The following is a 19789-nucleotide window of genomic DNA, read 5'->3' as shown; positions in this document are numbered from 1 at the left end:
CTCAATAGCTCAGCCGGTAGAGCATGCGACTGTTAATCGCAGGGTCGTTGGTTCGAGTCCAACTTGGGGAGCCAGATGAAATCCGAACGTGTATGCGTTCGGATTTTTTCCTATATCCAGATTCTTTTCTCTCGCTTTCACGGTTTGTACTGATGTTTCTCCATCGCTTTCCGGCGTTGATTCGCGAGAGACTTTTCAGAAAAAGCGAAAGGAGTAAAAAGCATGCAGGAAAAGCAAACCTCTTGTTCTTACAGAAAAAAGAGCCCTGTTGTTTTGGTGTGCATCGCATTGGTTATCACCGTTTTGGCTGGTATTGTAACGGTTTTACAGCCCGCGAAGAATCCCCTTCTGGAAACGGTGTATGCTGTCAGTACGCCGGAATATCCTTCTATGGCACAAAAACCGCAGGATACGGAGGATTCGGAAACATATGAAAAGAATTATGCCTTGTGGAAAGCCGATCGGGAATTGCAAACGCAAAACCTGCAGCAGGAAGCAGAGAGTCTCAGTGCGCTGATTCCTTTTTTTCAGAAATCTTCTGTAAATATCCTGACAAAACATCCAGAGGAAAATTGTGTGTATTCTCCTTTGAACCTTTATCTTTCTCTTTCGATGCTGGCAGAGCTGACAGGCGGAGAGTCAAGGGAGCAGATTCTGAACCTGTTAGGCAACGAGAAGATGGAGGACCTGAGAATACAGGCACAAGCCGTTTGGAACGCCAACTATTGCGATGATGGTGTAACGAAGCTGCTTTTGGCGAATTCTGTTTGGTTGAATGAAGAATACTCTTTTGTTCCTTCCACGCTTCAAACACTCTCCAATGTCTACTATGCATCTTGTTTTCGAGGGCAGATGGGCTCAGAAGAGCTGGACGCTGCTCTCCGCAGCTGGCTGAACGGTCAAACAGGAAATCTGTTGGAGAAGCAAGCCGGAGAGGCCGCTTTGTCATCCGATACGGTGGCCGCTTTGGTTTCTACTGTTTTTTATCAGGCCTCATGGAAGGATGAGTTTTCGGAAGAGGCGACAAAGGAAGAGGTGTTTCACAGTCCGCAGGGGAATTTGCTGTGTGATTTCATGAAGCAGAGTAAAAGCCATCTGTATTATCAGGGAAATGGCTTTTCAGCAGTTTCTCTGGAATTGGATGATGGCAACAGTCTGATGTGGCTGATGCTGCCGGATGAGGGAACTTTGCCGGAGGAGTTGGTTTCCAATGGAGCGGCATTGTCTTTTCTTCTCTGGGAGGAGGAGAGAATTCCAGAGACAGCTTTGGTTCATCTTTCCATTCCCAAATTTGATGTTTCGTGTGAACTTTCGCTGGAAAAAAATTTGAAGAGTTTGGGAGTGACCAATTTGTTTTCTGCCGAGCTGTCAAATTTTTCTCCGTTGACCGATCGCAGCGATCTTTATATCAACTCCGTGGAGCAGGCCTCCCGTGTGCTGGTGGATGAGAAGGGCTGCACAGGGGCTTCCTATACGGTTATGCGGGTGGGCGAAGGGGCCGGTGCTTCTGAGGAAAAAGAAATCACCTTCACCTTGGATCGCCCGTTTTTGTTCGCTGTGACAACATCGGAAAACCTTCCGCTCTTTATAGGAATTGTGAATCAACCGGTAGAAACATAAAACGACGCACCCAGATGCATGTTTTTCTCTGGGTGCGTCGTTTCCGTTTATCCAATAAGGCGTATAGCTTTTCTGCACTTACAGCAGGCAGGTTTCTGTATCAATACAGCTTTTGCATAAAGCTTTCGATGGAATTTTCATCTGTCCCGTTTACACCATTTCGCGTGGCAAAAAGGGAGAGATTATCCACATGGCGGATCCCTTCTCCTGGTTCTACCACGTAGATGGGGCTGAAAGAATCCAGCTCCGCAAAAGCATCTGTCACGCGGGTACGGAAGGAGCAGTCGTGGTTGGGGTAGAAGGATGCTTCATCGTGGACATAACGCTTGACGAGGGTGGTGTCGGGAAGAACATAAGCGGCCCATCCGGTAACGTTGTTAACACCGAGCACAAAGTCTTTCTTGCATGCGGTATCCTGACGGATGGTCAGATAGCGTTCTCCGGCATACAAGCGGGAATCGGAAAGCGTCGTTCCCGGCCAGAGCGCCAAAATACGGTTTGGCTGGAAAATGGAAGCATCCCCGAAGTTTTGGGGGATGATTTCCAGCCCGCCTTCGCGCAGAGCAGTGGAGGACCAGACAGCCAGCTTTTTGCGTTCATGAGATGTATTCTTGATGCTGTGGACAATCATGATGTCCGATGCGCCGTCTCCCATCAAAATCTCCGTGGTCAACTTGAGACCGTCGCTTTTTTCACGGGGAGAGACGAGAGAAACGCCGTCCGGACGGACTGCGTAAACCACTGCGCTGTTATCCGGAAAAAAGCTTTCAGGAATCCGGATCGGTGCGACCGAGCCCAGATGACCACCGCGGCGGTAAAAAACAGCTCCTGTCCCGTAATGTTCATCCATTTCCGGGCCGGATACGGTATACGACTGATTCCGATCCTCAAACAGAACGTTTTTTCCTTCCACCAGCCGGAAGGATACCACACGGGGACCGTAATCAATCGAAACGATTGTCTCGATAAAGCCGTTGGAAAGGCGGAGACAGTTTCCCCAAGCGTCGTAATGGACTTCCTTAATCTCAATGGCCAAACCAAACATCCTCCTGATCAGCGAATAAAGGCAGCCTATCAGGAACGCACGCGCACCATACCATGCGAAAGATTGAGTCCGCAGGGAACGGGCCTTGGAAGAAATAACGCATGCAGATCGCTGCCTTTTCCCTCCAATTCAACCATAATCCGCCCCCTTTTGTCAAGGTGCAAAAGATCCGAGGAATGGCTTAAAACCGGTATTTTTCCTGTCTCTTTTGCCTGCCGCGGGAAGAGAACGCCGCTGTCCCGCAGGCCAAGCAGACGCAGGTAAGGAGGAAGCCCCTGTGCGTCGCTGGCAGTGAGCCCCAGGAGGGCGGAAAAGAGGATCCGGCGCAGGCGCGCCATGGAGTAACGCTTGGTTTTGACAAGGGAGAACCATTCGTCGAGCGTGCACGCTTTGCGCGAAGCGGCAAAGAGACGGTTTTCCAGCCCCTCGCTGATATCGGGCAGAGACGCAAACTCCGCGAGCGTCATGGAGCGCAGGCGAAACAAAAGAGCACGCTCCATCCGGGCAGGATCCGCGGGGCATGCGCCAAGAGCGATTTCCCGCTTGATAATCTCCGCAGCCTCCGAAGGAACAAAGGGCTCCCAACCCTCGCCCTTTTGAATCCACTCCCGCAGGGCGGTAGCGCTGGCAAAGCCGGCGCGGGGGGTGCTGTCGTGGTGATCCGCACCGAAGCGCGTGATGGTAAAAGGTTCCAGCTCCATGCTCAGAAGCTGTGCGGCTTTGAGGTATTCGATGGCGAGTGTATTGTTCGGCGTTTGCAGCAGCGCGGCTGCCTGCGGTCCGGCCAGAGAATGGACGGCCGCTTCCCTGGCGGAAGCAAAGCCTGTTCCCCGTGAGAGTTCCTGTTTCAGCTGTGCGGAAAAGGCGGGAGACAGCAGAAGGGAGGCTGTTTCCTGCAAAGCTTTCACGTCGCCGCATTCGCTGCCGAAGCAGATCCGGCGGCAGCCGAGCTGTGCAAGCAGAAAAACGCCGCCCAGGGCAAAGCGTTCCGCTCCCGCCATCGCCCAGGGAAGCGGAAGCTCAAAGACAGCGTCGGCGCCGCATCGCAGGGCCATTTCGGTGCGGCTCCATTTGGAGAGAAGAGCGGGGGCGCCGCGCTGGACAAAATCCCCACTCATAACAACGGCCACATGCGTGGCTCCGCTTTCCCGCGCGGCCTGGATCAGCGCCGCATGGCCCCGGTGAAAAGGGTTAAACTCCGCGATAATTCCAGCGGGAACAGGAGCTGACTTCAAGGCGGGCTCCTCCTTTCGGTAAATCTTCCGGAAAGTGCGGCGAAATCTTGAATTTGCTGTCATTTTGTACTATACTTATTGGGAGACAGCGTCTGTTCGCCGTGTGTGTGACGGTTGTCCGCATGGATTCTAGTTTATTATAGGGGATCAAGCGCCTGACCGCAAGGCTGTTTCTGTTGGAAGCCGGCGGGATGGAAATTAAATGTAATGCAGGAGGACATCATGAAAGTATTGGTTATCAATGCCGGCAGTTCATCCCTGAAGTATCAGCTGATTGATATGGATACCGAAGAGATGGTTGCGAAGGGAAATTGTGAGCGGATTGGGCAGGAAAGCGGTGTGTTCAGCCATAAGACGGCGGATGGCCGTCAGATGAAAAAGCGTGTGACAATGAAGGATCACACCGAAGCTTTCCAGATGGTTACAACGGCTCTGACCGACCCCGAAGCGGGCGTGATCAAGAAGCTGACGGAGGTTTCCGCGATTGGCCACCGTGTGGCGCAGGGCGGCTCCATTTTCCGCAAATCCGTTCTGGTCAACGAGGATGTGATCAAGGGGATCGAGAGTCTGATTCCTCTGGCTCCTCTGCACAACGGGCCGGAGCTCGACGGCATCCGCGCCTGCCAGCAGGTCTTTGGCCAGGATGTTCCTCAGTGCGTTGTGTTTGATACCTCGTTCCATTCCACCATGCCGCCCAAGGCGTATATGTACGCGATCCCGTATGAATATTATACCAAGTACAAGATCCGCCGTTATGGCTTCCACGGTACCTCCCACCGCTATGTCAGCAAGCACTGCGCGCACCTGATGCACCAGCCGCTGGAGGATCTGAATATGATCACCTGCCATATCGGAAACGGCTCGTCCATCGCCGCGATTCGCGACGGCAAGGTTATCGATACCACCATGGGCCTCACGCCTCTGGACGGTTTCATGATGGGCACCAGAAGCGGCTCGCTCGATCCCTCCATCGTCACCTTTATCATGGAGCAGGAGGGCCTGACGCCCGGCGAGATGAGCGACATTCTGAACATGAAATCCGGCATGTACGGCATCTGCGGCTACAGCGATGACCGTGATGTGACGAAAGCGGAGATTGAAGGCGATCCCAAGGCTATTCTCGCTCATGAGATGCTGACCTATCAGATTGCGAAATACATTGGCTCCTACATCACCGCAATGGGCGGTCTGGACTGCCTGGTATTCACCGCGGGTCTGGGCGAGAACCAGCCGCACCTGCGCTACAGCGTCTGCCGCTATCTGAAGTATATGGGCGTCAAGATTGACGGCGAACTCAATGACAAGATGACAGCGGGCCGCGAGGGCAAGATTTCCACGCCGGACTCCTCCGTTCCGGTCTGGATTATCAGCACGAACGAAGAGCTGATTATCGCACGCGATACCAAGCAGATTGTGGAAAAGCTCAAGTATGCATCCACAGAGGATAAAACGATTGTAGATCCGGAAGATATCTGAACCAGGGAAAGAGAGAGGAAACGGCCTCTCTGAGCAAAAAGGCACAGGCACTTTCCTGCAAACGGGCAGGAAGGCGCTTGTGCCTTTTTTGTGTTCCTTTTCCTCTGCTTCTCATTGCTCCGGCAGCTTTTTTGTTCCCAGCATATACTGTGTGGGCGACATATGCTTATAATGGCGGAACACCTTGATAAAATAGCTGGAATCCGTGAAACCGCAGTCGTAGGCAATTTCCGTCAGCGCGCGGTGGGAATAAACCATTTGCTCGCAGGCGACCTCGATTCGGTAATAATTGAGGTAATCAATCGGCGTGCGGTGTGTGAGCTCTTTGAAATAGCGGCAGAAATAGCTGGGGTTCAGATTGGCGCAGGAAGCCAGCGTTTCCAGATCCAGATGTTCCTGATAATGCTCCTCAATGAAAGACAGCACTTTTTTGAGCGCTTCATATTTTTTCCCGTATTGCTTCAAGGGAGTTTCCGTGTATGCATGATTTTGCAGGATAGCCGAAAAAAGCAGATAGGTATTCCCTATCAACCCCAGAATGTCCACCTGTTCCGGCTGGCGGAACAGATGAAGCAGGCGCAGGATCGGTTCACGAAGCTCTGTCTGGGAGGCGGGGCAGTAGCTGTGAAGCAGGATGGAATTGTTGAACAGATCCGCCAAAGTCGGTTCATATTCCCGCAGGGAGGAGGAAAACAGTGAGATCGCGTTGAGATCGATGAGCAGACATTCATAGCGGCATTCTGCGCCGCTTTGCGGGCTGCCGCCATGCGTAATCCCGTTTTGAATCAAAGCGCTGTCTCCGGCATGGAGAAGGAAGGTGCGTTCATTGAGATGAAGCAGGAAGCTTCCCTCATAGACATGGATGATTTCAAACAGGGGATGCCAGTGGAAAGGCATGTTGTAGCGCGGATGTGTTTGATCCACGGCATAAAAGAAACAGGGGAGATTTTTGTCCCCGAATGTTTGACGTTCAGGATAATCCAAATATCGCATGGAAGCACCTTCTTTCCGCTTCAAAAAGCCTGGTTTGAATTTTAGGTTATTATAGCACAGGAAACTCGAAAGGAACAAGAAAAAAGAAATGGAAGAAAGCGAAAAAGTCAATATTTTACCGTAACCGCTGAAAAAACTACAAGACGCACCTTGTGAAATGCACTAAAATAAAGACACAATCAAGCAATAGGAAAGGGTAATAAGCATGAAAAATACGAAGGAAAGAGGCTCGATTCACCGCACGCTGCTGCAAATGAAACGCAGCTATATGCTCTATATTTTCCTGCTTCCGGCGGTGATTCTGGTCGCCATCTTCTGTTATGCGCCCATGTATGGAGTGCTGATGGCCTTTCAGAATTATTCACCCTCCAAGGGAATTCTGGGCAGCCCATGGGTGGGGCTCAAATGGTTTGAGACATTTTTCAATATGCCCCGCTTCTGGCAAATCCTCGGCAATACGCTGACACTCAGCGTCTATTCTCTGCTGGTGGGTTTCCCGATACCGATTATACTGGCTCTGATGATCAACAGCGTGGAGAGCAACCGCTTTAAGCGCGTCACACAGACCGTTACCTACATGCCGCATTTTATTTCCACCGTGGTTCTGGTCGGCATGCTGACCGTGTTCCTTTCGCCGCGTTCCGGATTCCTGAACCATGTGCTGGAGCTTTTCGGAGCGGCGGAAAACACCTATTATATGGGCGTGCCTGATTATTTTTCCCATATTTATGTGTGGTCAGGTGTATGGCAGGATATGGGATGGAACTCCATCATCTATCTTGCGGCGCTCACCGGTGTGGATCAGGCCCTGCACGAGGCCGCTCAGGTGGATGGAGCCACAAAGCTTCAGCGTGTATGGCACATTGATCTGCCCGCCATCATTCCTACCATGGTAATTCTGCTGATTATGAGTGTGGGCAATATCATGAGCGTTGGCTATGAGAAAGTGTTCCTGATGCAGAACGACCTGAACATTATGAATTCAGAAGTCATTTCGACCTATGTGTATAAAATCGGCCTGACACAGCAGCAGTTCAGCTATTCCTCTGCGATCGGCCTGTTCAACAATGGAATTAACTTCATTTTGCTCGTTGCCGTCAACAAGCTTTCCGCGAAGCTTTCGGGTTCCAGCTTGTGGTAAGGAGGGAGTAGAAGATGGAAAAAACAAAAAAACGCTCCAAAGGGAATCGGATGACACAGGATATCGTGTTCAACGCCGTGATAGTCCTTCTCCTGCTTTTCCTTATCGTGATCATGGCCTATCCCATCTATTTCGTTCTGGTTGCCTCCTTTTCGGATCCCACTTATGTAAACAACGGTGATTTCCTGTTGTATCCGAAGGGCTTCACGCTTCTGGGATATGAGAAGGTTTTTGAGGAAAGCCGCGTCTGGATTGGCTATGCCAATACCATCCTGTATACAGCTCTGGGAACGGCGCTCGGCGTTTTTATCACCATGATGGCCGGTTTTGCGCTTTCGCGCAAGGAGCTTCCGTTCCGCAATGCATTTATGGGATTCTTTGTGTTCACCATGTACTTCAACGGCGGATTGATTCCGTATTACATGGTGGTGAAATCGCTCAATCTCACCAATACCCGTTTCCTGATGATCATCATCAGTGCGGTGGCGGTGTATAACATCATCATCACCCGCTCGTTTATGCTTTCCAATGTGGCCGAGGAGCTGCGGGATGCCGCCAGAATCGACGGCTGCGGAGACGGACGGTTTTTCTTCCAGATTGTGATGCCGCTTTCCAAGGCGATTGCGGCGGTGCTGGTGCTGTATCTGGCCGTCACCTACTGGAATTCGTACTTTAACCCGATGATTTTCCTGACGGATCGCAGCAAATATCCGCTGGCCCTGTATCTGCGCGAGATTCTTCTCACCGTTTCCACAAACGCGCAGTCCTCCGTCACCTCCGACGCTTCGGCGGCGGCCATGCTGCAAAAAATGTCCCAGGTCATCAAATACGGCATCATTGTGGTTTCCACACTCCCGATCGTTTGCGTGTATCCTTTCTTGCAGAAATATTTTGTCAAGGGCGTCATGATTGGTTCGATCAAGGGTTGAAACCGGGAACCGGTTCCGATAAAATGAGAGGAGATAAGACGTATGAAAAAGCATATGGGCAAAAAAGCTGCAGCGTTCCTTCTGGCGGTTTTGATGCTGACGGCTGCGGGATGCAGCGGCGGCGGTGAAACGGCCTCGACCACAGGCGGCGACGGTTCGCAGGCAAGCACCGACGGGACAGAAAAGAAAACCTTCCGCATCGCCGTGAGCCTTCATCCGCTGACCAAGGATGAGGATTTCAACAACAAGGAGATCTATAAGCTTGCGGAGGAAGCTACCAACGTTCACATCGAGTGGATGCCCATTGCCGCGGCCGATGCCACGGACAAGGTCAATATCATGCTGACCTCCGATCTGCCGGATGCGTTTCTCGGCCTGATCAGCAGCGACCAGATTGCGAGCAACATGGATTCCTTTGCCGATCTGGCCAAGGATGATCTGCTGAAAAACAACGCTCCCCATGTGGTGGAGGATTATGAGAGCAGCCTGAGCAACGGTCTGGACATCGTGACCTGGCCGGACGGCTCCATCCGTTCGCTGATGACCGGCCCGCAGAACAGCTATGAAAACGACGCCGAAGGCATCATGTTCATGAACAAGGCGTGGCTGGACAAGGTCGGCAAGGACGTTCCCACCACGATCGACGAATTCTATGATGTGCTCAAGGCCTTCAAGGAGCAGGATCCCAACGGCAACGGCCAAGCGGATGAGATTCCCTTTGAACCTTCCCAGAGCGACTGGTGCTCCAAGATCATGAATTTCGCGAACCCGTGGGGAATCGCGGGCACAGACTCCAGCGACGAGAGCGCCTACATGATGGTGACGGCCGGCAAGGTGACGGGAACCGTGAATACGGAAGAATTCCGCAAGTTCCTGGAATTCTCCCACAAGCTGGTTTCCGAGGGCCTGATGGATCAGGAGATGTTCTCCCAGACCTCCGAGCAGTATCATTCCAAGATCAACGAGGGCATTGTAGGCTGCTATTACACCTGGTCCCCCTATGCGGACATGAGTGAAACCGAGGCGGCCAACTGGGTGGAGGTTCCGGTGCTGGAGGCTGAGGACGGCCCCGGCTATGTTAAAACGGGATCGCAGGGCAAATTCTCCGCGAACCGCTGCGGTTTCTGCATCACCAGCGCCTGCGCCGACCCGGCCAGCCTGCTGCAGTGGTGGGATTATATGGCCAGCTCCGTGGAACTCAAGTACACCAGCCGTTTCGGCCCGCAGGGTGAGGCATGGGACATGGAGAGCGACGGCACGGTTGTGGAAAAGCTGCCGGAGTCTCTGACGGACGATTACACGATTGAAAACTACAAATATACGCAGGGCATGGTGGATATGGGCAGCTATATCCCGAAGGACGAGAGTGCCACAGTTCTCAAGGAGAATTCCTTCACTTCCTGGTACCGCATTGACTGCGTGGAGCAGCTGCATGACTACTGCCTGCCGGTGGAGCGTCAGCTTCCGATCCGTTATGTTGCTCCGGAAAAGACCAGCGAGCGTACCTTTATGGAAACCGAGCTGTTCACCTATATCGGCAATTTCATCGCGACCAGTGTTCTCAATGGTATTGACGACGCCAGCTGGAATGCACATCTGGAGCAGCTTCAGATGAACCAATATGACCAGTGGCTGCAATGGTATCAGGATTTCCTGGATAAGAAGTTCTGATTCAAAAAATTTATGATAAGGCTGAGGCTCCATGTTGACGAAAAAATGTACCGGGTTAAATGGTGAGAACAGGGATTATTATTTGTATCCCGAAGCCATTCCGCCCTATGAAGCATCCGATTATATTCAGGACGTCCTGTTTGACGCTTACCGCTACCACAGCGGGGAAGGGGATATGTGGCCCATCACCTGGGCGCAGGATGACAACCTTTATTGCGGCGCCGGAGATAACAAGGGCTGCCCGATGAATCTCTGGCGGGTAAGTACACTGCGTTTTTCCCCTTCCGCTCTGACCAATACGGGTCAATGGAGCATGGACATGATCAATCCCGAGCCGTTCCCCCTGTCCAGCCTGGCCGGCAGGGGGGAGATCTCCGGGGTTAAGCCGGCGGGCCTGCTGGACATCGGCGGCGTCCTCTACCTCAGTGTGGAGGCCCAGAATTACGGGGATAATCCCTTTTTCGGACGCCAGCACAATCTGTTCGGCTGGATCGTCTGCTCCACGGATGGAGGGAAAACCTTCGATCCCACCGCCACCGCGCAGGATTTCTTTACCGGACGTCTCGCGTCGTGCCATTTCCTGCAATTCGGGCGCGGCTATTCCGGTGCGCGGGACGGCTATGTGTACGCTTATTTCCCCTGTGATTTGGAAGACGGGCAGAGCTACTGGGAAAACAACGACGCCCTTCTTCTGGGCCGTGTCCCGAAGGAAAAGCTGTTGCAGCGGGATGCGTGGGAGTTCTATGCCTCGGATTCCCCGGATACTCCGGTTTGGAGCAGCCACGAGGAGGAGGCCAAGCCGGTGTTTGTCTACCGGAAAATGACAGGAGCAAATCACGTTATCTACAATCCCGGAATCGGCCGGTATCTGATGGGCAATTACAGCTTTATCGACAAAGAGCTTCATCCGCGCCCGATTCATCAGATGGGATATCCGGAATCGAGCATCAGCCAGCTGACTCTCTATGAAGCGCTGGAGCCCTGGGGCCCCTGGAAGCTGTTTTACCGCGACGATGATTGGGGAACCTATGGGGATTATCAGCCGAACTTCCCCACCAAATGGATCACGGAAAACGGACGGCTGCTGTACATGGTGTCCTCCGGCTCCTGGGACGATTACAATTTTGTGGTACAGAAAATGGCGATACGCCTCAAGGGGGATGCGGATTTCCCGCAGGAATCCCGCCTGTTCCGGTATCGCCGGGGATAAGGATATAAAAACGGCACGCAAAGGAAATTCCTTTGCGTGCCGTTTTGCTGCTGTGGGTTTGTTTACAGAATAACTTCGTGGCCGGTGCGTCCCGATTCATAGACGGCGTCCAGAATCCGCATGATCTGTACGCCATCCTCGGCGGGAGAACGGCACGGTTCGCCTGTGGAGAGACAATGCACAAAGTGATTGATCTCCTCCTGGAATTCAAAATTGAAGGATTCCGGCGGGCAGACGGGCGTTACGTTTGTCATAAAGCCGTTCATTTCGCTGTAAAGCTCCAGCTCCGGCGAGAGACGCGCGCCGCCCTTGGTGCCGAAGAGCTGCACACTGCCGGTATCCTCCTTCATGTTCAGCGAGAAGGCAGCTTCCACCTGGAGCACCGCGCCGTTGTCAAAGCGGATCATTGCGGAAGCGAGATCCTCCACGTCGCAGATGTCGTCCGGCCCTGCGGAGGTGGAATAGTAAGCTTTCGGCGTGATGATGTTCGGACGGTTGAAGAGCTTCTGGAAGGTCGCACCGTAGACGGACACAGGGCGTGGGTTGCCCATCAGATAACGGGTGAGGTCGATGACATGCACGCCGAGATCGATCAGCGGGCCGCCCGCGGAGCGGGATTTATCCCCGAACCAGCCGCCCGGGTTGCCGTTGCGGCGCAGATAGGTGGCCTTGGCATAGTAAAGCTCGCCGAAGAAATCCTGGCTGACGAGCTGCCGCAGAAGGGTGGAGCCGCGCTCATAGCGGCGGACAAAGCCCACCATCAGAAGCTTCCCGGCCTTTTTGGCGGCGTCCAGCATCTCCTGGGCTTCCGCCGCGGAGGTGGCCATTGGCTTTTCGCACAGGACGTGCTTGCCCGCGTTCAGCGCTGCGATAGCGCAGGGAGCGTGCGCGGAGTTCCAGGTGCAGACACTCACCGCGTCAATCTCCGGCAGGGCGCGCAGCATCTCGTCCTTATCTGTGTACAGGCGGGAAATTCCATATTTTTCGCCCATCTCGTGCAGGCGCTTTTCGTTGATGTCGCAGAAGGCATACAGTTCCACGTCCGGGTTGCGGAGATAAGAAGCGATGTGCATTTCCGAGATACCGCCCACACCGATGACGGCAATTTTCCACTTTTTCATGATGCAATTCCTCTTTCTTTGTGATAGGATGGAGATATCAAACGAGCTTTTGCAGGAAGGAGACGGCTTTTCCGATATCCGCTTCGGGGTTTTCCCCAACCTCGCGCTCGATTGTTAAAAATCCATGGTAGCCGATGCTTTCCAGTGCGCCGAGATATTCGGGCCAGCGCACGCTGCCCTCTCCCAGCGGCACCTCACGGAACGCGATCTCGTCGCCTCCTCCGCTGGGGTGCTCTCCGCCGTAGACGAAGGCCGGGCCGCGGTAGTGGAGCATCACGCCGTCCTTGGCGTGCGTGTGCACGATGTACGGCGCAAGCGTGCGGACCGCCGTGACCAGATCCTCACCCGTCACCATGGCAATGTTGGCCGGATCAAAGTTGACGGCCACACCGGTTGAGTGCAGGCTGTCAAGGAACTGCCGCAGCGTCAGCGAAATGTCGGGGCCGGTTTCGATAGCGAAATGCGCATCCATACTGTCGGCGTACCGTGCCAGCTCGCCGCAGGCCTCCTGCATGATGCGGTAGCGTTCGCAGGTTTCATCCAGCGGGATCAGGCCGATATGCGTGGTGACGACATTGGTGCCCAGATCCTGCGCGAGATCCAGAATCCGTTTGGAGCGTTCAATCAGCTCCGCATTTTGTTCCCGGCAGCCGAAGTCGCGGCCCAGATCGCCGCAGAGAGCGGAGATGGTCAGTCCGCAGTCCTGTGCCAGCGTGCGGAAGTCGCGGCGTTTTTGCGCGTCCATGTTTTCCGGGGCCAGCTCGCCGCGTGTGGCATATACCTGAATGCCTTCCGCGCCCAGCGCGGCCGCCCGGCGCATGGCTTCCGACGGGCTGAGACGGAAGGAATCGAGCAGAACGCCAATGGAGAATCGTTTCATCAAGAGATCATCCTTTCCCTTGCGGTATGGTTTCGTTTCTTATCTCTATTGTATAATTTTATAAGGAAAGAAAAAGACTTTTTTTGCTCTCCCTTAACACAATATTGCTTTGGAGGAAAAACCATGGAACTTGTGTCATATGAAGCGCATTATCATCCCGAGCCGGATTTTCCGGTGATTTTCCGCTTTGATACCGTGCGGGCGGCGGGGGGAGCAAGCCATCTGCACTGGCACGAGGCGCTGGAGTTTCTCTGGTGTGTCGAAGGGGAGGGAATCGTGGTTTCCGATGAAGAGCGTCTGCCTGTTGCTCCGGGGGATCTGGTGGTGGTGGACGCGAACCGGATCCATTCTGTCTATACGGATCATGGTTTGTGCCGTTACTATTGCCTGATTCCGTCGGCAAGCCTGTTTGAGCATACGGAGCTTCCGGCCGGGCGGCTGCCTGTGCTCTCCCGCGTGACGGATGAAAATGCGTGCCATGCCATGCGGCGGATCGTCGGGGAAATGGAGAGAAAGGATCTGTATTACAGGGAGGAGGTGCGGGCGCTGATCCTGGAGCTGTATGTAGCGCTGTACCGCAGCAGCGTGCGCGAGGGAGCGCGGTCTGCGCCCGCGGCGGTGTCCGCGAGGGCGGAGCTTGTCAAGCGAGTGGTTGGCTATGTGAGCCAGCACTATACGGAGCCGTTTTCCATGGACACCCTTTGCCGGGAAACCGGATTCAGCAAGTCCTATCTCTGCCATGTATTCAAGGAAGTGACCGGCCAGACGGTACTGAGTTATGTCAATTTCCTGCGGTGCAACCACGCGCGCAGCCTGCTTACATCCGGAAAATACAATGTGGGGGAGAGCGCCATCCAGAGCGGTTTTTCCAATTTGTCTTATTTTCGCGCACGTACCGACGCATGATGGGGGAGCTTCCCTCCGCACAAAAAGAGCAGACACGCACCGGAGAGTAGAGAAAAAGCGGAATTCGTCACATTATCCAAATATTCTTGACGGAAAAAGCGCAATTCTCTATAATAATGATAGAGGACACAAAAGGCACAGCGCCGGGGTCGCCCGGCAGGAAGGAGCCGGTATGGAACTGAGTTTTTTGGGAGCAGCCCATGAGGTGACGGGAAGCTGTCATTATCTGAAGGCTTGCGGGCTTCATATTCTGGTGGACTGCGGCATGCAGCAGGGGCCGGATGAATACGAGAATCAGGAAATCCCCGTCAACCCGGCGGAGATTGATTATGTCCTGCTGACGCATGCGCACATTGACCATTCCGGACGGCTGCCGCTGTTGTATGCCAAAGGATTTCGGGGAACGGTGATTGCCACGGAGGCCACCGTGGATCTGTGCGGGATTATGCTTCGCGACAGCGCGCACATTCAGATGTTTGAAGCGGAGTGGCGCAACCGCAAAGCCAAGCGTTCGGGACATCCGGAGTATGTCCCACTTTACGATATGAACGACGCGGAGGGGGTGCTCAAGCGGTTCCGTTCCTGCCAGTATGGAGAGATAATCCGCCTGAGCGCGTCGGTGGAGATTCGCTATGTGGATGTGGGACACCTGCTCGGCTCCGCCAGCATTGAAGTCTGGGTGGAAGAAAATTCCGAGAAGCGGAAAATTGTGTTTTCAGGCGATATCGGCAATATCAACCAGCCTCTTCTGCGGGATCCCCAGAAGATTGAGGACGCTGATTATGTTGTCATGGAATGCACCTACGGAGACAGGAGCCATGACGCGCCGCCCGATTACGCGAAGGAGCTGGCGAACGTGATCCAGCGCACCTTTGACCGGGGCGGAAACGTGGTGATCCCTTCCTTTGCCGTGGGGCGTACACAGGAGCTGCTGTATTTCCTGCGCCGGATCAAGGCGGAGGGTCTGGTGAAGGATCACGGCGATTTTCCCGTGTATGTAGACAGCCCGATGGCCGTGGAGGCAACCAACATCTTCAAGGAAAATGTAGTGGGCTATTACGATCAGGAGGCGATGGAGCTGATCCGCCGGGGAATCAACCCGATCGGCGTCTCCAATCTCCGCTTGTCTGTAACAAGCGACGATTCCAAGGAGATCAACAACAGCGCCGGCTGCAAGGTCATTCTTTCGGCAAGCGGCATGTGCGAAGCGGGCCGCATCAAGCACCATCTCAAGCATAACCTGTGGCGGCCGGAGTGCACCATTCTGTTTGTCGGCTACCAGGCGGAGGGCACGCTGGGACGCGCGATTTTGGAGGGTGCGGATTCCGTCAAGCTGTTCGGCGAGGAGATTGAGGTCCGTGCGGAGATTTGCCGTCTCAGCGGGATCAGCGGCCACGCGGACAATAAAGGACTGCTGCGGTGGGTGCAGAGCTTTTCTCCGAAACCGAAGCGCGTGTTCATTGTCCACGGGGAAAGCAGCGTCTGCGATCTTTTTGCCATGCGTCTGCGGGATGAATTTGGTCTGCGAGCGACAGCGCCCTACCCGGGAGCCCGGTATGACCTGCTCCGCAACACCTGTTTGGAGGAGGGCGTGCAGGAAAAGATTCGCAAGCCTTCTCCCGCGCGCCGCGCGTCGGCGGTGTTCCAGCGTCTGGTGGACGCCGGAAAGCGTCTGGCGATCGTCATCCGCCACAACGAGGGCGGAGCCAACAAGGATTTGGCAAAATTTGCCGATCAGATCAACGCTCTGTGCGACAAGTGGGATCGGTGACAGTTTGCAGAGACATAAAGAAAACAGTATGGAGCCGTTTATTCCGGGAACATCCGGAATGGCGCGCGGCCTGATGGAAAAGAAAGGGAGAAAGAACCATGATTTTGAAAAATGGACGGCTGGTCAATGAGGATTTCGATCTGGTGCAGATGGATCTGCGCACGGAAGGGGACCGGATCCGGGAAATCGGCGCAAACCTGACGGGAGAGGAGACGCTTGACTGCGCCGGGTGCATCGTGACGCCGGGCTTTGTGGATGTGCATATTCACGGCTGTGTCGGGGCGGATACCTGTGACGGCGAGGAAGAGTCGATCCGCAAAATGGCGCGTCATCTGGTGACCAAGGGCGTCACCTCCTTCTGTCCCACCACCATGACGGTGTCAACCGAGGAGATTCGCGCAGCTTTGCGCGCCGCGCGCGGCTGTATGGATCATCCGCAGGAGGGTGCGCGCGTTCTTGGTGTGAATATGGAAGGCCCATTTATCTCCGCGAAGAAAAAGGGAGCGCAGAAGGAAGAATATGTCCGCAATCCCGACTGGGAGCTGTTCCGCTCGCTGTATGAGGACTGCGGCGGCATTGTGCGCCTGGTGGATATCGCGCCCGAGTGTGAGGGAGCGCAGACGTTCGTGGAGCGGGCCAAGGAGCTCTGCACCGTTTCCATCGCGCACACGGAGGCGGACTTCGAGCAGGCGAAGCAGTCCTTTGCCTGGGGCATTACGCACGCAACCCATTTGTACAACGCCATGAGCGGCCTGACACACCGCGCGCCCGGCGTGGTCGGGGCCGTGATGGATATGCCCTCTGTCCGCGCGGAGCTGATCTGCGACGGTTTCCACATCAACCCCGCCGTCCTGCGGATTACCTTCCGTATCCTCGGCGAGGATCGCACGGTGGTTGTCAGTGACTCGATGCGCGCAGCAGGCCAGCCGGACGGCGATTATGACCTTGGCGGACAGATGGTGCAGGTGCGCGGCGGCCACGCCCTTCTCCCGGACGGTACGATCGCCGGTTCCACCACCAATCTGCATGATGAACTGAAAAACCTGCTTTCTTTCGGCATCCCGTTCCGTCAGGCGGTCAAATCCGTCACCATCAACCCGGCACGTGAAGCGGACGCGGCCGACCGTGTCGGCAGTCTGGCTCCCGGCAAGCTTGCGGATGCTGTTGTTCTGGATGCTGCTACCTATGATATCCGTTTTGTTCTGATGAACGGTTCTGTTGTCTATCGCGCGTAACGCTCAAAAAGTGCGAACTTGAAGTTTTCGCCCGCCTTTTTCAAAAGGCGGCGGGGGATGGGGCAGAGCCCCATAAAATTGTGCGAAGTGAATTTTTTCGGACCTCTATCACACTTTTCTCAAAAGAAATCGGCCCTCCTGCGATTGAATGTCGCAAGAGGGCCGATGTGTTTTTCTATGCTTTCCGCCGCAGGAAACGGCGTACCGCAGAATCGCAAATTTAATTTGCTGCCTTAATCACGCGGACGCGAATCACCTCGTCGAGCGCGTCGATGGCTTGTGCCGCGTTGGCGGTGACGTCTCCGGTCACATCGAGGATGGTGTAGGCGTATTCCTTGCGGGATTTGCTCGCCATGTTCTCAATGTTTACACCAGCCTGCGCCAGTACGCCGGAGAAGCGGCTGATGGTGTTGGGAATGTTGCGGTGCACAATGCAGATGCGGCTTCCCTCGCGCGGCATGGAGACAGCAGGAAGGTTCACGGAATTGCGAATGTTTCCGTTCTCCAGATAATCAATCAGCTCGAGAGCCGCCATGCGGGCGCAGTTGTCCTCGCTTTCCGGCGTGGATGCGCCAAGGTGCGGCATCGCGATGACGTTTTTCGCTCCGAGGATTGTGTCATCCGCAAAATCCGTCGCGTAAGCGGCCACCTTGCCGGATTCCAGGGCGGCGGCGACGTCTGCGCTGTTGACAAGATCGCCGCGGGCGAGGTTGATCAGACGCACGCCGTCCTTCATCTTCGCGATGCTGGAAGCGTTGATCATTTCGCGCGTGTCCGGCGTGAGCGGGACGTGCAGCGTGATATAGTCGCATTTGGAGTAAATTTCATCCAGTGTCTGCGCGTGGCGAACAGCGCTCGAAAGGCCCCAGGCTGTCTCCACGGACAGGAACGGATCGTAGCCGTACACATCCATCCCAAGGCTGACGGCGGCGCTGCTCACGAGCACACCGATTGCGCCAAGTCCGACCACGCCGAGCGTTTTACCGCTGATTTCAGGCCCGACATAAGCGCCCTTGCCCTTTTCCACCAGCTTGGAGATCTCCGCCCCCTGGCCCTTGAGTGTACGCAGCCATTCAATTCCGTCCACAATGCGGCGGGAGGACAGCAGCAGTGCGGCCAGCACCAGCTCCTTAACGGCATTGGCGTTTGCTCCGGGGGTGTTGAACACGGCGATTCCCTGCTCGCTGCATTTGTCCAGCGGGATGTTGTTGACGCCCGCGCCCGCACGGGCGATGGCGAGAAGCTCAGGGCCGAACTCCATCTCGTGCATCGAGGCGGAGCGCACCAGAATGGCATCCGGATTCTGCACGTCGGTGCCGCAGATGTAGTTGGCGTTGAAGCGGGAGGTGCCCACCTCGGAAATTTTATTGAGGCATTGAATCTGATACATGTGAATCACCCGTTTTCCTTTTCAAAGTCAGCCATGAACGCGACGAGCTTTTCCACGCCCTCCACCGGCATGGCGTTGTAGATGGAGGCGCGCATTCCGCCCACGGAGCGGTGTCCCTTGAGATTAACGAATCCGGCGTCGGACGCGGCCTTTACGAACTTCGCGTCGAGCTCCTCGCTTCCCGTCACAAACGGGATATTCATCAGCGAGCGGTCCTTTGGCACGACGGTGCCGGAGAACAGCTTGGAATTGTCGAGGAAGGAGTACAGCATGGCAGCTTTCTTCTCGTTGATCTCCTTCATCTTCTCCAGGCCGCCGATCTCGTCGCGGATCCACTCGAGCACGAGGCCGGCCATGTAAATGTTATAGCACGGCGGCGTGTTGTACATGGAGCCATTGTCCGCGTGTGTCTGATAGTTGAACATGGTGGGGGTGATATCCATCGCATGGCCGATCAGATCCTCACGGATGATCACCACCGTCAGCCCGGCGGGAGCCATGTTTTTCTGTGCTCCGGCATAAAGCAGGGCAAAGCGGCTGACGTCGATCGGCTCACTCAGGATGCAGGAGGAAATGTCCGCCACCAGCGGCACATCCCCCGTGTCCGGCAGCTCAGTGAAGCGGGTGCCGTAGATGGTGTTGTTCAGGCAGATGTGGAAATAGTCCGCGTCCTTTGTGAAGGAAGCAGGATCCAATTCCGGAATGTAAGAGAAAGTCTTATCCTTCGAGGAAGCCACTACATGGGCTTCTCCATAGCGGGCGGCTTCCTGGTAGGCTTTGGTGGCCCACTGACCGGTCAGCACAAAGTCAGCCTTTCCGCTTTTTGTCATCAGGTTCATCGGGATCATCGCAAACTGCGAGGAAGCGCCGCCCTGCAGGAACAAAACCTTGTAATTCTGCGGGATTCCCATGACTTCGCGCAGAAGACTTTCCGCGGAATCAATGATGCCCTGGTACACCTTGGAGCGGTGTGACATCTCCATCACAGATTGGCCGCAGCCGTTGTAATCGAGCATTTCGCCGGCAGCGCGGCGAAGGACGGATTCCGGCAGCATGGAAGGTCCGGCGGAAAAATTGTAAACGCGATTCATTGAGTGCTTACCTCCAATTCAATAACTTCCGATCCCCTTCGGGAAAAGTATATGAAGTATTATAGTGCTTTAACT

Annotated in this window: 16 protein-coding genes; 9 read left to right on the top strand and 7 right to left on the bottom strand. The window is 54.7% G+C overall.

The genetic code is table 11. From position 1 onward, the window contains the following. Window positions 1-222: 222 nt before the first annotated feature. Window positions 223-1620 carry a serpin family protein gene (locus tag B5F35_RS07120; protein WP_087239454.1) on the top strand — a complete coding sequence of 466 codons (1398 nt, stop codon included), beginning with the start codon at window positions 223-225 and terminating at the stop codon, window positions 1618-1620. A gap of 100 nt (window positions 1621-1720) precedes the next feature. On the opposite strand, the gene B5F35_RS07115 is transcribed toward B5F35_RS07120, so the two are convergent. Further along, the gene (locus B5F35_RS07115; RefSeq protein WP_087239452.1) at window positions 1721-2656 is read right to left on the bottom strand and encodes a hypothetical protein; all 936 of its coding nucleotides are present in this window, start codon (window positions 2654-2656) and stop codon (window positions 1721-1723) included. A 38-nt stretch (window positions 2657-2694) separates the two neighbouring features. Then, window positions 2695-3900: a tRNA(Met) cytidine acetate ligase gene (locus tag B5F35_RS07110; RefSeq protein ID WP_162611362.1), complete on the bottom strand. Its 1206-nt coding sequence runs from the start codon at window positions 3898-3900 to the stop codon at window positions 2695-2697. 222 nt (window positions 3901-4122) lie between these two features. Between B5F35_RS07110 and B5F35_RS07105 the strand changes: the two genes are divergently transcribed. After that, window positions 4123-5376 (top strand): acetate/propionate family kinase, encoded by a 1254-nt coding sequence (locus B5F35_RS07105; RefSeq protein ID WP_087239463.1) that lies wholly within the window; start codon window positions 4123-4125, stop codon window positions 5374-5376. A gap of 111 nt (window positions 5377-5487) precedes the next feature. On the opposite strand, the gene B5F35_RS07100 is transcribed toward B5F35_RS07105, so the two are convergent. Then, entirely contained in the window at window positions 5488-6369 is an 882-nt protein-coding gene (locus tag B5F35_RS07100; protein ID WP_087239448.1) for a helix-turn-helix transcriptional regulator, read from the bottom strand. 205 nt (window positions 6370-6574) lie between these two features. Between B5F35_RS07100 and B5F35_RS07095 the strand changes: the two genes are divergently transcribed. From B5F35_RS07095 to B5F35_RS07080, 4 genes are read left to right on the top strand one after another with little or no spacing between them, the layout of a single operon-like run. Beyond that, window positions 6575-7510, top strand: a complete 936-nt coding sequence (locus B5F35_RS07095) for an ABC transporter permease (protein ID WP_087239446.1) — start codon at window positions 6575-6577, stop codon at window positions 7508-7510. 14 nt (window positions 7511-7524) lie between these two features. Then, window positions 7525-8439 carry a carbohydrate ABC transporter permease gene (locus B5F35_RS07090; protein WP_087239444.1) on the top strand — a complete coding sequence of 305 codons (915 nt, stop codon included), beginning with the start codon at window positions 7525-7527 and terminating at the stop codon, window positions 8437-8439. 42 nt (window positions 8440-8481) lie between these two features. Next, on the top strand, window positions 8482-10110 hold the full coding sequence (locus tag B5F35_RS07085) for an extracellular solute-binding protein (protein ID WP_087239443.1): 1629 nt from the start codon (window positions 8482-8484) through the stop codon (window positions 10108-10110). Between the two features lie 31 nt (window positions 10111-10141). Then, complete coding sequence (locus B5F35_RS07080) at window positions 10142-11320, top strand: DUF4185 domain-containing protein (protein WP_087239441.1); 1179 nt, start codon at window positions 10142-10144, stop codon at window positions 11318-11320. A 62-nt stretch (window positions 11321-11382) separates the two neighbouring features. On the opposite strand, the gene B5F35_RS07075 is transcribed toward B5F35_RS07080, so the two are convergent. Then, window positions 11383-12441 carry a Gfo/Idh/MocA family protein gene (locus tag B5F35_RS07075; RefSeq protein WP_087239439.1) on the bottom strand — a complete coding sequence of 353 codons (1059 nt, stop codon included), beginning with the start codon at window positions 12439-12441 and terminating at the stop codon, window positions 11383-11385. A 37-nt stretch (window positions 12442-12478) separates the two neighbouring features. Next, complete coding sequence (locus B5F35_RS07070) at window positions 12479-13321, bottom strand: sugar phosphate isomerase/epimerase family protein (RefSeq protein ID WP_087239437.1); 843 nt, start codon at window positions 13319-13321, stop codon at window positions 12479-12481. Window positions 13322-13444: 123 nt separating this feature from the next. On the opposite strand from B5F35_RS07070, the gene B5F35_RS07065 reads away from it, so the two are divergent. From B5F35_RS07065 to nagA, 3 genes are all read left to right on the top strand, one after another. Then, a complete protein-coding gene (locus tag B5F35_RS07065; protein ID WP_087239435.1) occupies window positions 13445-14227 on the top strand; it encodes a helix-turn-helix transcriptional regulator in 783 nt (260 codons plus the stop codon). A 172-nt stretch (window positions 14228-14399) separates the two neighbouring features. Beyond that, window positions 14400-15998 carry an MBL fold metallo-hydrolase RNA specificity domain-containing protein gene (locus B5F35_RS07060; protein WP_087239433.1) on the top strand — a complete coding sequence of 533 codons (1599 nt, stop codon included), beginning with the start codon at window positions 14400-14402 and terminating at the stop codon, window positions 15996-15998. A gap of 98 nt (window positions 15999-16096) precedes the next feature. Next, window positions 16097-17233: an N-acetylglucosamine-6-phosphate deacetylase gene (gene nagA / locus B5F35_RS07055; RefSeq protein WP_087239431.1), complete on the top strand. Its 1137-nt coding sequence runs from the start codon at window positions 16097-16099 to the stop codon at window positions 17231-17233. A 220-nt stretch (window positions 17234-17453) separates the two neighbouring features. Here the strand turns inward: nagA and B5F35_RS07050 are convergent, their stop codons facing one another. Together B5F35_RS07050 and serC are read right to left on the bottom strand one after the other, a co-directional pair. Further along, complete coding sequence (locus B5F35_RS07050; protein WP_087239429.1) at window positions 17454-18623, bottom strand: phosphoglycerate dehydrogenase; 1170 nt, start codon at window positions 18621-18623, stop codon at window positions 17454-17456. 5 nt (window positions 18624-18628) lie between these two features. Further along, a complete protein-coding gene (gene serC, locus B5F35_RS07045; RefSeq protein WP_087239427.1) occupies window positions 18629-19714 on the bottom strand; it encodes a 3-phosphoserine/phosphohydroxythreonine transaminase in 1086 nt (361 codons plus the stop codon). Window positions 19715-19789 lie beyond the last annotated feature (75 nt).

The organism is Anaeromassilibacillus sp. An200 (genome assembly GCF_002160025.1).
GTDB lineage: Bacteria > Bacillota > Clostridia > Oscillospirales > Acutalibacteraceae > Caccousia > Caccousia stercoris.
Note: the sequence above shows the minus strand (reverse complement) of the source record. Positions and strands in the feature narration are given on the sequence as shown.

Bases quoted from the DNA above. Each gene is read 5' to 3' on its own strand.
- B5F35_RS07120 (WP_087239454.1), top strand. From the start codon at position 223: ATGCAGGAAAAGCAAACCTCTTGTTCTTACAGAAAAAAGAGCCCTGTT.
- B5F35_RS07105 (WP_087239463.1), top strand. From the start codon at position 4,123: ATGAAAGTATTGGTTATCAATGCCGGCAGTTCATCCCTGAAGTATCAG.
- B5F35_RS07100 (WP_087239448.1), bottom strand. From the start codon at position 6,369: ATGCGATATTTGGATTATCCTGAACGTCAAACATTCGGGGACAAAAAT.
- B5F35_RS07095 (WP_087239446.1), top strand. From the start codon at position 6,575: ATGAAAAATACGAAGGAAAGAGGCTCGATTCACCGCACGCTGCTGCAA.
- B5F35_RS07090 (WP_087239444.1), top strand. From the start codon at position 7,525: ATGGAAAAAACAAAAAAACGCTCCAAAGGGAATCGGATGACACAGGAT.
- B5F35_RS07085 (WP_087239443.1), top strand. From the start codon at position 8,482: ATGAAAAAGCATATGGGCAAAAAAGCTGCAGCGTTCCTTCTGGCGGTT.
- B5F35_RS07080 (WP_087239441.1), top strand. From the start codon at position 10,142: ATGTTGACGAAAAAATGTACCGGGTTAAATGGTGAGAACAGGGATTAT.
- B5F35_RS07075 (WP_087239439.1), bottom strand. From the start codon at position 12,441: ATGAAAAAGTGGAAAATTGCCGTCATCGGTGTGGGCGGTATCTCGGAA.
- B5F35_RS07070 (WP_087239437.1), bottom strand. From the start codon at position 13,321: ATGAAACGATTCTCCATTGGCGTTCTGCTCGATTCCTTCCGTCTCAGC.
- B5F35_RS07065 (WP_087239435.1), top strand. From the start codon at position 13,445: ATGGAACTTGTGTCATATGAAGCGCATTATCATCCCGAGCCGGATTTT.
- B5F35_RS07060 (WP_087239433.1), top strand. From the start codon at position 14,400: ATGGAACTGAGTTTTTTGGGAGCAGCCCATGAGGTGACGGGAAGCTGT.
- nagA (WP_087239431.1), top strand. From the start codon at position 16,097: ATGATTTTGAAAAATGGACGGCTGGTCAATGAGGATTTCGATCTGGTG.
- B5F35_RS07050 (WP_087239429.1), bottom strand. From the start codon at position 18,623: ATGTATCAGATTCAATGCCTCAATAAAATTTCCGAGGTGGGCACCTCC.
- serC (WP_087239427.1), bottom strand. From the start codon at position 19,714: ATGAATCGCGTTTACAATTTTTCCGCCGGACCTTCCATGCTGCCGGAA.